General features: G+C 51.6%; 11 protein-coding genes. 8 read left to right on the forward strand and 3 right to left on the reverse strand.

Annotation, left to right across the window (positions count from 1 at the left end):
• The first annotated feature begins 44 nt into the window (after positions 1-44).
• From I2G61_RS11675 to I2G61_RS11685, 3 genes are all read left to right on the forward strand, one after another.
• Positions 45-1,712 carry a recombinase family protein gene (locus tag I2G61_RS11675; RefSeq protein ID WP_200798764.1) on the forward strand — a complete coding sequence of 556 codons (1,668 nt, stop codon included), beginning with the start codon at positions 45-47 and terminating at the stop codon, positions 1,710-1,712.
• 66 nt (positions 1,713-1,778) lie between these two features.
• On the forward strand, positions 1,779-2,969 hold the full coding sequence (locus I2G61_RS11680) for a sulfatase-like hydrolase/transferase (RefSeq protein ID WP_370544670.1): 1,191 nt from the start codon (positions 1,779-1,781) through the stop codon (positions 2,967-2,969).
• A gap of 550 nt (positions 2,970-3,519) precedes the next feature.
• Complete coding sequence (locus tag I2G61_RS11685; protein WP_229100750.1) at positions 3,520-4,698, forward strand: ATP-binding protein; 1,179 nt, start codon at positions 3,520-3,522, stop codon at positions 4,696-4,698.
• Positions 4,699-4,815: 117 nt separating this feature from the next.
• On the opposite strand, the gene I2G61_RS11690 is transcribed toward I2G61_RS11685, so the two are convergent.
• The 3 genes from I2G61_RS11690 to I2G61_RS11700 form a co-directional block, all read right to left on the reverse strand.
• Complete coding sequence (locus I2G61_RS11690; protein WP_072683723.1) at positions 4,816-5,094, reverse strand: ATP-binding protein; 279 nt, start codon at positions 5,092-5,094, stop codon at positions 4,816-4,818.
• A gap of 391 nt (positions 5,095-5,485) precedes the next feature.
• On the reverse strand, positions 5,486-5,962 hold the full coding sequence (locus tag I2G61_RS11695) for a GNAT family N-acetyltransferase (RefSeq protein WP_072683722.1): 477 nt from the start codon (positions 5,960-5,962) through the stop codon (positions 5,486-5,488).
• Positions 5,959-6,849 (reverse strand): LysR family transcriptional regulator, encoded by an 891-nt coding sequence (locus I2G61_RS11700; protein ID WP_072683721.1) that lies wholly within the window; start codon positions 6,847-6,849, stop codon positions 5,959-5,961. Before I2G61_RS11700 ends, I2G61_RS11695 begins: the two co-directional genes overlap by 4 nt.
• 141 nt (positions 6,850-6,990) lie before the next feature.
• Between I2G61_RS11700 and I2G61_RS11705 the strand changes: the two genes are divergently transcribed.
• The 5 genes from I2G61_RS11705 (at position 6,991) to I2G61_RS11725 (ending at position 13,386) form a co-directional block, all read left to right on the forward strand.
• Positions 6,991-9,555 carry an FAD-dependent oxidoreductase gene (locus I2G61_RS11705; RefSeq protein ID WP_195548304.1) on the forward strand — a complete coding sequence of 855 codons (2,565 nt, stop codon included), beginning with the start codon at positions 6,991-6,993 and terminating at the stop codon, positions 9,553-9,555.
• 7 nt (positions 9,556-9,562) lie between these two features.
• Entirely contained in the window at positions 9,563-10,321 is a 759-nt protein-coding gene (locus I2G61_RS11710; RefSeq protein ID WP_072683719.1) for a sirohydrochlorin cobaltochelatase, read from the forward strand.
• Positions 10,322-10,599: 278 nt separating this feature from the next.
• Positions 10,600-11,622, forward strand: coding sequence for an ABC transporter substrate-binding protein (locus I2G61_RS11715; protein ID WP_159432754.1), 1,023 nt, complete (start codon positions 10,600-10,602; stop codon positions 11,620-11,622).
• The gene (locus tag I2G61_RS11720) at positions 11,619-12,614 is read left to right on the forward strand and encodes an iron ABC transporter permease (protein ID WP_072683718.1); all 996 of its coding nucleotides are present in this window, start codon (positions 11,619-11,621) and stop codon (positions 12,612-12,614) included. Before I2G61_RS11715 ends, I2G61_RS11720 begins: the two co-directional genes overlap by 4 nt.
• Positions 12,607-13,386, forward strand: a complete 780-nt coding sequence (locus I2G61_RS11725) for an ABC transporter ATP-binding protein (RefSeq protein ID WP_072683717.1) — start codon at positions 12,607-12,609, stop codon at positions 13,384-13,386. Before I2G61_RS11720 ends, I2G61_RS11725 begins: the two co-directional genes overlap by 8 nt.
• The last annotated feature ends 307 nt before the right edge of the window (positions 13,387-13,693 follow it).

The raw sequence follows: 13,693 nt of genomic DNA on the forward strand, positions 1-13,693 counted from the left end.
GCACACCGATTCTGTCAGCTGACCAACAACCGAAGGAGGATATTATGTTGGATCAGCAGAAAATTACCATCATCTATTGCCGTCTGTCCGTAGAGGACATCAAGGAAGATTCCAAGGGCGGCAAGGCTGATGAATCAAATTCGATACAGAATCAAAAAGAATACCTGACTCGATACGCAAAAGACCACGGGTACACCAATCTGAAAATCTTGGTGGATGACGGTTATACCGGGACGAACTTCAATCGTCCCGGCGTACAGGAAGGCTTTGAGCTTGTCAAACAGGGGCTTGTGGGCTGCTGGCTGGTCAAAGACCTCAGTCGCTTTGGGCGTGACTATCTGACCGTTGGACAATATACGGATATAATCTTTCCGAGCTACGATGTCCGCTTTATCGCTATAAACGATGGCGTGGACAGTAACCGGGGAGACAGCGAGGGCTTCGCCGCAATCCGCAATCTGTTCAACGAGTGGTATCCCCGTGATACCAGTAAGAAAGTCCGTGTCAGCCTGCGACAGAGAGGAACCAGCGGGAAGCACATGGGCAAGCCGCCCTATGGCTATTGCTGTGACCCAGAGGACAAGGATCACTGGATTCTGGATGAAGAAGCGGCTCCGGTAGTCAAACTTATCTTTGACCTTTGCATTGATGGCAAAGGCCCGGAGCAGATCGCAAGGATTCTGGAAGAAAAGCAGATTCTGACCGCAAAGGCACTCTATGCCAAGCGGAAGAAAAAGCCGATGCCGGAAAGGCCGTACCACTGGGGAGATCAGACAGTTGTAGCCATACTGGAAAGGCAAGAATACACAGGTTGTACCTGTAACTTCAAGACCTATTCCAAGTCCTACAAACTGAAAAAGCGGATACCCAACGAACCGGAGAATATGTTCTATCTGCCGGACACACAGGAAGCGATTGTATCTCAGGCACAGTTTGACCGGGTACAGGAACTGAGGAAAAACAAACGCCGCCCCGCAAAAGCGGAACGGCAAGGATTGTTCTCCGGGCTTCTGTTCTGTGCCGATTGCGGCGGCAAGCTCCACTTTGCCACAAGCAAGAGCTTTGAGGGCAAGCAGGATCATTATGTATGCTGCCATTACAAAAGCAATCGTGGCACTTGTACTGCCCACTATATCCGGGAGGATGTGCTTCGTGAAATCGTTATGGGACGCATCCGGGCGGTCAATGAGTATATCCGAAGTGATGTGGACGGTTTTCAGGAAGAATGGCTGCAATGCCGCAGGACTGACCAGGAGCGTAGTATCCGGGATGACAAAAAGAAAGTGGAACAGGCAAAAAAACGCCTTGCCGATCTGGATGTCATTATCTCCCGGTTGTATGAGGACTATGTTCTTGGAAATCTCAGTCAGGACAGATACAGAAAGATGGCTGCGGACTATGAAGCGGAGCAGGAACGGTTAAAGCTCGAAATTGAAGTTACCGAAGAATGGGTGGAACAGCGGGAAGAAATGAACGACGGTCTGGATGCCTTTATCGCCCTGACACAGAAATATGTGGATGTGGAGGAACTGACGCAGACCATTGTAAACGAGTATATCAAGAAGATCATCGTCTATGCCCCGGACAAGTCCAGCGGCAAGCGCAAGCAAAAAGTGAAGATTTACTTCAACTTCGTGGACGATGTGGATATTCCCGTTATTTCCGAGCCTATTGTCACACAAACAACCTATGAACGCAGAAAAACGGCGTGACCTTCGGGTCACACCGTTCTCTGCGACAAAATAGTTACTTGTCACTATTAAGCCAATGGTTATCATGTGTATTTGATGGGGAAATCGCATTATTTCAACCGTCAGGACGAAGCGGAAATGCGGGCGACCTGCGATCTTGAATATATCGGTTATGAAATGAGCACGAATGCGATTCATCGCATCGGCCAGACTGTTTCGCCTGCCGAGATTGCGGAGAATCCGCATTATTATTCCTTTTATTTCGGCGAGATGACACAGGCGGCAGCGGCGAAAACGCAGGATGATCTGGTAATCGAGCGGACGCTGGAGATGATCCGGAACAAGGAGCTGAAAGAGCCGTTCTGCCTGTATGTTTCGCTGAATCTGCCGCATCCGCCCTATGAAGTGGAACAGCCGTGGTTTTCGCAGGTTGACCGTGGTCAAATCCAACGTAAAACACGGAATATTGAAGAGCTGAAGGATAAGCCGAGCCTGCTTTACCGGATCCGGAAGAATCAGAATCTGACGTCTTTGACTGACGCGGATTTCCGGGAAATCCGGGCAACATACTACGGAATGGTCGCGAAGCTGGATCATCAGCTCGGCCGCGTGATCGGCGCGCTGAAAGCGGAAGGCTATTACGATGATACGCATGTGATCGCGTTTGCGGATCATGGCGATTTCACGGGGGATTATGGGCTGGTGGAGAAAACTCAGAATACGTTTGAGGATTGTCTTGTGCATATTCCATGCATGATCCGTCCCGCCAAGGGTACCCCGTATCAGGCACGGACTTGTTCTGCGATGGTGGAGTTGAACGATATGCCGCAGACGGTTGCGGAGCTGATGGGCTATGAGCTGGACTATACGCAGTTTGGAAAATCGCTGACCTCTTTGTTTCAGGGGGATGTTGAGCTGCATGAATACGTCTTAAGTGAAGGTGGCCGAATCAAAGGTGAAAAACAGGCGATGGAGGGCTACACCGGCCGGGAGTCAATTTACTGGCCGCGTCTGGAAGTGCAGACCCGAATGCCGGAGCACACAAAGGCGTTCATGGTTCGCGGCCCGCGCTATAAATATGTCTATCGGCTGTTTGAAAAAGATGAATTCTATGATTTAAGTCAGGATCCGTTTGAGGAAAAGAACGTCGTCGACGACAAGCGTTACAGCGCGGAAATCGCAAAGATGAAGGATTGGCTGTTGAAAAAGCTGATTGAAACAACCGATAACGTACCGATGAAAACGATGCTTCCCGGCCGGACCTATGGCGAGGAATAACAAGCGTAAGCATGAGGGCGTGGTTTTTCGCTAACGCAACCGTAGCTCAGCGGGATCGAGCATCATTCTCTCAAGGTCTTATGCTACAAGACTAGAATGTAGCTTATATTTTTAATGAAACCACCTGATACACTGAGTTTTCAGTAATGATCATGGTGGCTTTTTCATGCTTAAAAGGATTGATATACTTTTGAACATCAGGAAAAATGAGTGAAAAAAGAGCGAAAAGAATCAAAATAAATAAAAAGAAAATGCAAAGAAAAAGCTGAAAGAGACTTTAAAGGCTCTTACTCGGAAATGGGTAATCAACACATCTAAGGTAAGCGTCAAATCCAACCCATACACAAAAACGTATCTCTAGGATGACAACACACGAAGATCACCTGTGCCGTTTTTCAATGAAAATAAATTTATTTTAAAACGAAAAAGTAAAGAATATTCTAAAGTTTTTACGGTTTTACGGTAAAAACTATTTACTAAATCGAAGTTTTTTGGTTATACTATTCGTGATAAACAGGGGAGCAATATGATGATTATAAGATCGCAGTATATGGAACTGCTGAAAACCTACCGTGATGTACCGCTTGTAAAAATACTGGCCGGCATCCGACGCTGCGGAAAATCCACTATTTTAGAAATGCTGCGGGATGACCTGCAGAACAACGGCGTTGCCGCAGATCACATTATCAGCATGTGTTATACCCCGGAGGATTTTGACGACGGTATGACGGATAAAAATATTTATGAAGGCATCAAGGCGCAGATGAATAGCGGCGGACGATATTACCTTCTTCTTGATGAAGTGCAGGAAATCGACGGTTGGGAAAAAGCGGTGAACAGTCTGCTTGAAAATACCGATACCGATATTTATGTAACCGGTTCCAATTCGAAATTGATGTCCAGCGAAATTTCAACTTATCTGACAGGGCGATATATTTCTATTCCGGTTTATACCTTGTCTTTTGCAGAGTATTTGGAGTTTAAAAAACAAAGCGGTCTTTCAACGAGAGAACTTTTGAATGAATATATCCGGTTGGGTGGTTTCCCCATTGTTGCACTCGGCAGCTTTGACGAGCGTGCTGCTTATCAGATCGTAGAGGGCATTTACAACTCTGTCATAACAAGCGATATTACAAAACGGCACAATATAGCGAATTTTGATTTGTTCAACCGTGTTGTTCGCTATATTGTTGAAAATGTAGGAAAAACCTTTTCTGCGAATGCAATCGTGAAGTTTCTGAAAAGCAAGGGGCGTTCCCTGTCTGTTGAAGCGGTTTACAACTATCTGAATTGGCTGGAAAAGGCTTTTGTAATTTATCGCTGCCAGAGATACGATTTACAGGGAAAATCTGTACTGAAAACGCAGGAGAAATTTTATCTTGCCGATTCTTCTCTCAAATACTGCATAATGGGCTTTAACCCTAAGTCTATTGCAGCCATGCTCGAAAACATCGTTTACTTTGAACTACGGCGAAAAGGCTATGATGTTTATATTGGCAAAAATGAAACAAGAGAGATCGATTTCGTAGCGGTGCGTCGTGATGAACGGATTTACGTTCAGGTGTGCCGCAGACTGCCGGAGGAATCTGATCGGGAGGTTGCCAATCTCCTTGAAATTAAAGACCACTACCCAAAATATGTGGTAACGCTGGACGAACTGGCTGCCGGAAATATCAACGGTGTTAAAATTGTGCATTTGGCGGATTTTTTACTTGAGGATGAATATTAAAAATTAAAAAGGATGTGACAAGACTGACAGAAAACAAGTATCACTTTCAACAATGAACATTAACAGACAGTATTGCTTTGAAAGCCGAGAGTGTAAATCCTTGATGAAATTGAATTCTTATTCCCAATTTTCGGTTAAGAGAAAGTCACGAATATTCTGGTGCTTGATGCTGTTCCTGCTCAAATTCAATTCATCCATAGAAACTATGTATTTTGAATAGTGATCACGGATCAAATCATAGACGCTGAATTCACGTTGGATTGTTTCCTCAGAAGCCAAACGATATGTAACTTGAATATACAATCTTGAACCTTTTTTATCACAGATAAAATCGACTTCTTTTTCTGCGGCTCGGCCTACGGTCACAGTATAACCCGGCGCAGCAATTCCATACAAACAATATTCTCCAGAATTAAATTGATATCTTTAAGATTTCCGTCATAGATTGCTTCGCGAATTCCATAATCGGCAATGAAATATTTTTAAATTATACCCTGAAATATCTAAGGGGTGTATTATTTTATCAGTTCTATCTGATAAAAAATGAAGTGAATTATTTCTTTTATAACTGATAATTTACGAATTGTCCTTCGATATTCTTTTCTATAATCTGTTTAGAATGAAGCTCTATTATAAAGTGATCTAATTGACGATAATTAAATCGAAGAGAATGATTTTATCCAATGTATAGTCCAGCCGGTTGACCTGTGATCTGCTGCCCGGCTATTTTCGTAATGGGAATCATGTAAAAGTACTTATGAACCGATTGGCGGGCGCCGAGGATTCATCACTTCGATGATTTAGCGGCAGTATCCCTGATGGATTCATCCGGCCGGTTGGTTTCCATGTGATAGAAAAGCCCAGGTCCCAACTGAGTCGTCAGCTGGACTTTTTTGGTAATGACAAAACCTGCCCTTTCATAACAAGCCACAGCCCGCTGATTCCACGTCCTGACTTCCAGATACAAAGGCTTGTGCGGCCAGCGTTGTTTGGCAATCGCAATCGCTTCGCGGGTGATCGCCGTGCCGACGCCGCGGGAACAAGCCTGCGGATGAACGCCGATACCGAAAAAAACCTCCGTTTCTTCCTCCAATAAATTAACAAAGCCGATCAGCTGATCCTGTTCAAAGAAGCTGATGAAATGCTCGCGCTGACTGGCGGGAATTTCTGAGAACCGGGGTTCATCATAGATTGCGTATTCGCCAGGATAACGCCACTGTTCGATCAGCCGGGCGTCGGCTTCGCTCATTTTCCGATAATTCATAACCCACCTCTTTCATAATCATTCTGTTGGCAAGAAGAATTCGGGAAGATCTCGTCGATCAGCTGATCGGCGTGCGTCCCGTTTAAATACACAAAATTAAACTCCCGCTGTTCGCTCAAGCCTTCCAGCGAGAAGGTCGTCAGCTCGGGATGACCTGCGGCAACGGCGGAATAGGCGAAGGAAACGCCGAGGTTTTCACTCACCATCCGCACGATCAGGGCAAAATTGTTGACGCAGATGATCCGTCCGATTTTATCCAGTGAATACCCGCTCTCCTGCAATGATTTCTCAAAGATCGCGCGCGTTCCGGAGCCCGCTTCGCGCAGGATGACGCTTTGATCGGCCAGGGCTTCACCGGTGACTTTTCTGCTCGCAAAGGGATGATCGCGATGACACAGCCCGACAAACGGAGCGGATTGAAAGCGCCGGTAGCCGTAACGGCTTTTATCGAAGCTGCCCTCCACCAACGCGAAGTCCAGCTCCTCCTGATCCAGACGGTGAAGCAGTTCGCGTGTGTTTTCCACCACGATTTCAAGAGTGCGGTCAGGCCGTTTGAGAAAGCGGCAGAGATCCTCGCCGATGATGAATTCGCCGATCGTTTTGGTTGCGCCGAGGCGGAGGGTCAGAATTTTGGGAGCGGACAGTTCCTGGCGCATCCGTTGGTCGTTATACACGGCGGCGCGGGCATACTGCGCCAGCTTTTCCGCTTCCGGGGTGCGGTACAGACGGCTTCCGTCATAAGTGAACAGCCGGCAGCCATATTCCCCTTCCAGCGCATGAATCTGCTGAGTGACGGCAGGCTGGCTGAGTTTGAGCTGCTCGGCGGTGCGGCGGTAATTCATCAGTTCATAAAGCGCTAAAAAGGTTGGGATCCGATAATCAATCATGGGTTCACCTCATAAGAAAAACGAATCAACAGATAAGTATTAACAATTTTCTTTTATTATAGCCCCTGTGCTATAATTTTACAACGTGAGAGACTGTTCAATGATTGTACAAAATCACAGTCTGATAAGGAGGAGCTGGGTATGAAAGTATTAGTGATCGGCGGCGTTGCGGCAGGGACCAAGGCGGCGGCCAAGATCAAACGCCAAAACCGCGGCGCGGAAGTAAAAATTCTGACGCAGAGCGCGGATATTTCCTACGCTGGATGCGGTCTTCCGTATTATGTCGGAGGGATGATTGAAAGCCGGGAGGAATTGATCGTCAATACCCCGGAAAAATATACGGGACTGACGGGCGTGGAGGTCGTGACCCGCTGCGAAGTGACAAGCGTCAATTTCCAGGCGAAAACCGTCACGGCGCTGTGCCAGGGACAGACCTGGCTGGAGAGCTATGATAAGCTGGTCATCGCGACCGGCGCGACGCCGTTTGTTCCGCAGGTGGAAGGCATCCGGCTGCCGGGCGTCTTTACGATGCGGACTCCGGATGACGCGATCGCTTTGCGGGCTTACGTTCAGGACCGGCATTGCCGCAGCGCCGTCGTGATGGGCGCGGGCTTCATCGGCTTGGAAATTGCGGAGAATTTACAGGCTCAGGGTCTGGCTGTCACCGTGATCGATGCGGCGGATCAGATTCTGCCGAAGATTTTCGATCCGGAAATGGCGGGATATGCCCGCCGGCGTCTGCGCCAGAATGGCATCCGGGTTTTGACCGGAACACCATTAAGCGAGATCACCGGTACGGAACGGGCGGACGGCGTACTGGCCGGCGGCAGCCGGATCGGCGCGGATCTGGTCGTGCTGGCGATCGGCATCCGGCCGGCGACCACGTTCCTGAACGGCAGCGGTCTGGCCATGGAAAAGGGCGCGATTGTCGTGGATGAAATGATGCGCACCAACATTCCTGACGTCTATGCCGCCGGCGACTGCGCGCTGGTGAGAAACCAACAGACCCATCAGCCTCAGTGGTCGGCGATGGGATCGACGGCCAACATTACCGCGCGGGCTTTAGCCTGTACGATGACTGGAACGGAAACGCCATACGGCGGCTGTCTGGGCACCGGCGTCGTGCGCTTGGGCGAAGGCTTTAACGCCGGCCGCACCGGTCTGACGGAAGCGCAGGCCCGGGAAGCCGGCTATGAACCGGTCACGGTGGTCTGCGCCAGCGATGATAAAGCACACTATTATCCAGGCTCTTCCTTCTTTATGACAAAATTAATCGCCGATCGTTCGACGCATCAGCTTCTGGGCATCCAGGTGCTGGGCAGCGCCGTCGATAAAATGGTCGACATCGCCGTAACGGGCATTGCCGCGGGCATGACGCTGGAAGCGTTCAACAGTCTGGACTATTCCTACGCACCGCCGTTCTCCACCGCGATACATCCGTTTGTCCAGGCTTGCCTGGTCTTGGAAAATAAGCTGTCCGGTGCGATGATGTCGATGACGCCGGCGGACTATGCCAATGGAGCCGCAAAGGACTATCAGGTTGTCGACGTGCTGCCGAAGCCGACGATCGCCGGCGCAAAATGGGTGGATCTGGCTCAGGTCAACGGCCCGATCGAAGGTCTTGATCTTGATGCCAAACTGTTGTTGGTCTGCAACCGCGGCCGCCGCGCGTATCTGCTTCAGAACCGGCTGCGTCACTTCGGCTATACCCAGACGGTCGTCCTGGAAGGCGGCGTCACGATGAATGAAGTGAAGGTGCAGTTTGCCGGGGCGGCGATTCCGCCGGATGAAATCAAACGCGTCAAGGGCTTGGGCTGTTTACAGGATAAACGTTATCCGGATCGCTTCAACGTCCGCGTGATCACCCGCAACGGCAAGATCACCAGCGAGGAACAGCGCAAGATCGCCGAAGCGGCTGAGCTGTTTGGAACCGGCGAAGTCACGATGACGACGCGTCTGACGTTAGAAGTCCAGGGTGTTCCTTACGCGAATCTGGACGCGCTGATGACGTTCTTAAACGACGCCGGGCTGGAAACCGGCGGTACGGGATCGAAGGTTCGTCCGGTTGTTTCCTGCAAGGGCACAACCTGCCAATATGGTCTGATCGACACGTTCCAGTTAAGTCAGAAATTACACGATCTGTTTTATATCGGCTATCATGACGTCGTGCTGCCGCATAAGTTTAAGCTGGCGGTCGGCGGCTGCCCGAACAACTGCGTCAAGCCGAATCTGAACGATTTAGGCATCGTCGGCCAGCGGATCCCGGAGATCAACATGGCGAAGTGCCGCGGCTGTCAGGTCTGTCAGATTGAAAAAACCTGTCCGATTGGGGCTGCGAAGATGGTCGACGGCAAGCTTCAGATCGACGCCGACCTGTGCAATCATTGCGGACGATGCGTATCCAAGTGTCCGTTCAAGGCGATTGAAGAAAGCACCTACGGTTATAAAGTTTACATCGGCGGCCGCTGGGGCAAGAAGGTCGCGGAAGGCAAACCGCTGTCGCGGATCTTCACGAGCGAGGAAGAAGTGCTGGCGTTAGTTGAACGGGCGATCCTGTTCTATCGCGATGAAGGGATTACCGGCGAACGCTTTGCCGATACGATCGCGCGCTTAGGCTTCGATTATGTGGAAGACAAGCTGCTTAACGGTTCGATCGACAAGGACAGCATCCTGAAGAAGACGGTTGTCGGCGGAGCGAAGTGCTAGTTTGATCATGCTTGACGGTTGGGTAAGCGCGGCGTTTGGAACCGCCGATCCGCAGCGTTTTGAGCGCTGCTTCGCCGCTGTGCATCAGGCCGCGGTTCAGCAATTTCCCCGGCTTCCTAACGCGTTGGCACTGACCAGTCCGCGGATTCAGGCGCATCTGGCAGCACAGGGAAAACTGCTGCCGTTAGTCGGCGAGGCGCTGAGCCAGCTTGCAGAACAAGGCTGCCGGCGCGTGGCAGTGAACAGTCTGTTGTTAGCGGAAGGCGCAGAGTGGGATAAGCTGCGAAGCCAGGTGGAACAACGGCGGGCTGATTTTGATCAGCTGATTCTGATTCCCCCGCTGCTCTGTTCAAGAAGTCAGGCTTGCGCTCAGACGCTGGACGCGCTGTTTCCCGCCGAGCCAGGGCTGACCCGGGTTTTGTTGGGACATGGCTGTGCGCAGGGAGCGAATTCGGCTTATGCCGCGCTGCAGACACAGCTGAAATCAGCGGGCCGCGATGATCTGTCGATCGCGCTGCTGCATGGCGGACCAAGCTTAAGCGAGCTGCTGGAAAAATGGAATCAAAGCGGAGCCCGGCGGGTTGAATTGAATTTTCTGATGTTGTGTGCGGGTCATCACGCTCAGGAAGTCCGGCAGGAAAGCCGGAGCTGGACGGCGGCTTATCCCGCGCTGTCCGTGACGATCTCCGATCTGGAACTGGGCAGCTGTCCAGCTTTTCAGGAATTGTTTCTTTCATTCACGGAAGAAACGGGATTCAACGGATAGACAATAAAATACTAAAAGACGAGCGGCAACGCTCGTTTCGCTTACGAATTGAGATTTGCCATACCGCAATGTCGGGCGAGGGCTTTAAAATAATCTTCGTGAGTCAGCTGACGTTCAATCTTGACGATCGAATGTTAGCGTGATCGTTGCGTTTCAACGATCAGGCAGGCTTCCCGGATTTGAAAAGGATCCGAGGGAGCGGACTGCCGCAGTCCGCAGGGACTGCGTTTTTCCGGCTGCGATACGCCGGAGAAATGATGAAATCAGGAGGATTGAAGATGAGCAGAAAACCGGACATTTTTTTGTCTGAATTTAAAGTGAAAAACAAAGCGGCCAAGGTTCTGGCTGCGCTGATGATCCTGGCGGCGATGGCCGGCTGTCAAACGACGCCGGCGGCGACACCGCAGCCGGAAGAAAACGCGGCGGCCGCAAGCTATCCGCTGACCTTTACCGACGCGCTGGATCGGGAAATCACGTTGTCCCAGGCCCCGCAACGGCCGGCGGTGTTGTTTTCCTCGTATGCCGAGCTGTGGCAGCTGGCGGGCGGGGACGTCGCGGTAACGGTCGGCGACAGCGTGAAGCGCGGATTTGTCAACGCCGAGACGCCGCTGGTGGATGATGGCGCCGGGTTAAAGATCGACGCGGAGCAGCTGATTGCCCAGCAGCCGGACTTCGTGATCGCTTCGGCGGATATGGGCGCGCAGGCTGAGCTGTGCGGTCAGTTAAGCGGCTATGGGATTCCATGCGCGGCCTTGAAAGAGGAAAGCTTTGCGGATTATCTTTCCTTATTAAAATTATTCACGCAGATCACCGGGAATACTGAGGCCTATAAGACCTACGGACTCAACGTTCAGCAGGAAATCGAGACGCTGCTGGCGGAAGTGACGCAGGCCCGCTGGGGCCAGGAACCGGTCTCGGTCTTATTTATCCGGGCGGGCTCAGGCTATTCCGCGACAAAGGCGAAAACGGCGAAGGATCACTTCGTCGGCGGCATGCTGGAGGAACTGGGCGCGGTCAACATCGCGGATGAAGCCGGCGCATTGTCGGAGGGACTGGCGTTGGAAAGCATTCTGCTGAATCAGCCGGATGTGATCCTGATCGTTCCCCAGGGCAATGAAGAAGCGGCCCGGGCTTATATGGACAGCCTGCTTCAGGAAAGTGGCTGGCGTGATCTGGAAGCGGTGAAAAACGGCCGCTGCACCTATTTGTCCAAAGACTTGTTTCATTATAAGCCCAATGCCCGCTGGGCTGAAGCCTACCGCGTATTAGCCGGCCTGTTGTATCCGGAGAGCTTTTCATGAAGATCAAGAAGAAACGGGTTCTGATACCGTTTCTCTTTCTGCTGTTAGCGGTGCTGGGACTGAGCGGACTGGCGCTGGGCAGCGCCCGGTTTCCGCTGGATGAGGTGATCGCCGTCTTTACGGACGGCGGCGATCCGACGGTGCGGCTGATCGTGCTGCAGCTGCGGCTGCCGCGGGTTGCCGGGGCTGTGCTGGCCGGCGTGGGGCTGGCGGTCTCCGGTCTTCTGCTTCAAAGCGCAACGGGTAACTATCTGTGTTCGCCGAATATCATCGGCGTGAATTCCGGCGCGGGCTTTGCGGTCATGGTTCTGCTTTGCCTGTTCCCGATGGCGTTTGCGGTTCTGCCGCTGGCGGCGTTTGCGGGCGCGTTGTTCACGACATTTCTGGTGTTGGGAATTTCGGTGAGCGCGGGCGGACATCAGTCCAAGTCGACGGTGCTGCTGGCCGGGGTCGCAGTCAGCTCGCTGCTCAGCGCCGGGATCTCTTTTCTTTCACAGCTGGTTCCCGATGCCCTGGCGTCGTATTCGGCGTTTTCGATCGGCGGATTTTCCGGCGTTCAGGGGGCGGATCTGGTTTTCCCCGCAATCATGATCGGGGTGGGAACGGGTCTTGCCTGGGGATTAGCACCGCAGTTGAATCTGTTGTGTCTGGGTGATGAGCTGGCCGCTACGTTAGGCGTAAAGGTCAAAGCGCTGCGGGTGATCTGTCTGATTCTGGCCAGCGCGCTGTGCGCGGCAGTAGTTACGTATGCCGGGCTGCTGGGGTTTGTCGGCTTGATCGTGCCGCATCTGGCGCGGAAGCTGGCGGGTCATGACCTGCGGATTCTGGTGCCGGTGACCGCGCTGTTGGGCGCGAATTTAGTCGTGCTGTCGGACTTAGCGGGACGGACGCTCTTTTCCCCGGCGGAATTGCCGGCGGGGATTCTGATGGCGCTGTTGGGCGCGCCGTTCTTCCTGTTTATCCTGTTCCAGCGACGGGGGCGTTATGCTTAGGGCCCAGCAGATCAGCCTGCGGCTGGGATCTAAAACCATTCTCAAGCAGGTTGATTTTCAAGCGGAAGCGGGTCAGATCACGGTGCTGCTGGGGCGCAACGGCAGCGGTAAGACGTCGCTCTTGCGATGCCTGGCGATGACGCAGACCCGCTGGCGCGGTCAGGTGACGCTGGACGGCTGTTCGCTGCGCTCTCTGACCCCGCAGGAACGATCCCGCCGGATCGCACTGCTGCCGCAAATACTGCCGCGGCCGCCGATCACCGTGCGCACGTTGACGGGTTACGGCCGTCAGCCTTATCTGGGATGGGGCGGACAGTTAAGCGCTGCGGATGAACAGAAAGTGCAGCGGGCTATGGAACAGGCCGAGATTGCGGCGCATGCGGAGGATTTAGTCTGTCACTGTTCCGGCGGCGAACGCCAGCTGGCTTACTTTGCAATGCTGTTGGCGCAGGATACGCCGGTGGTGCTGTTGGACGAACCCACGGCCAGTTTGGACATGGAATACCGCCGTGTTGTCTATGCGCTTTTGCGCCGGATGAAGGCGGAAGGCAAAACGGTGGTTTTGATTCTGCATGAGCTGGCGGATGCCGTTGAACTGGCCGATCAGGTCTGTGTACTGGATCAGGGGAATCGGGTGTTCACGGGCACGCCGGAGGATTTTCTGATCAGCGGTCTGCCGCAGTCTGTTTTCGGGCTGTGTCCAAAACAGGTCAAGGATGAAACAGGAAATGAGTTTATACTGTTCCGGCCGCTGAATCAAGGCGGGGAATAGCTTGAACTTAAGATAAAAAGGAAAAACCAGACAGATTCGGAAAACGCCTCGGCGAAATTACGGATTTGTCTGGTTTTTAGCTTTAGATAATAGATTATATGAAAAAAATATAACTTAAAAACGCTGTAGATTTTAATAAATGAAAAGAATAAAAGATATAAAGAGGAAATTGAAAATAAAACGGTACTGAGTTATAATAAGCTCAGAAAGATTAATTCAAAAAAGTATTTTTACAAATTTCAATTCTTTTAAGGGGCTTTTCCTGATTTTCCGCAATATTAATATTAGGAGGCTCCTGAATATGAAA

The sequence above is a fragment of the Holdemania sp. 1001095H_141210_F2 genome, from assembly GCF_015558105.1.
GTDB lineage: Bacteria > Bacillota_I > Bacilli_A > Erysipelotrichales > Erysipelotrichaceae > Holdemania.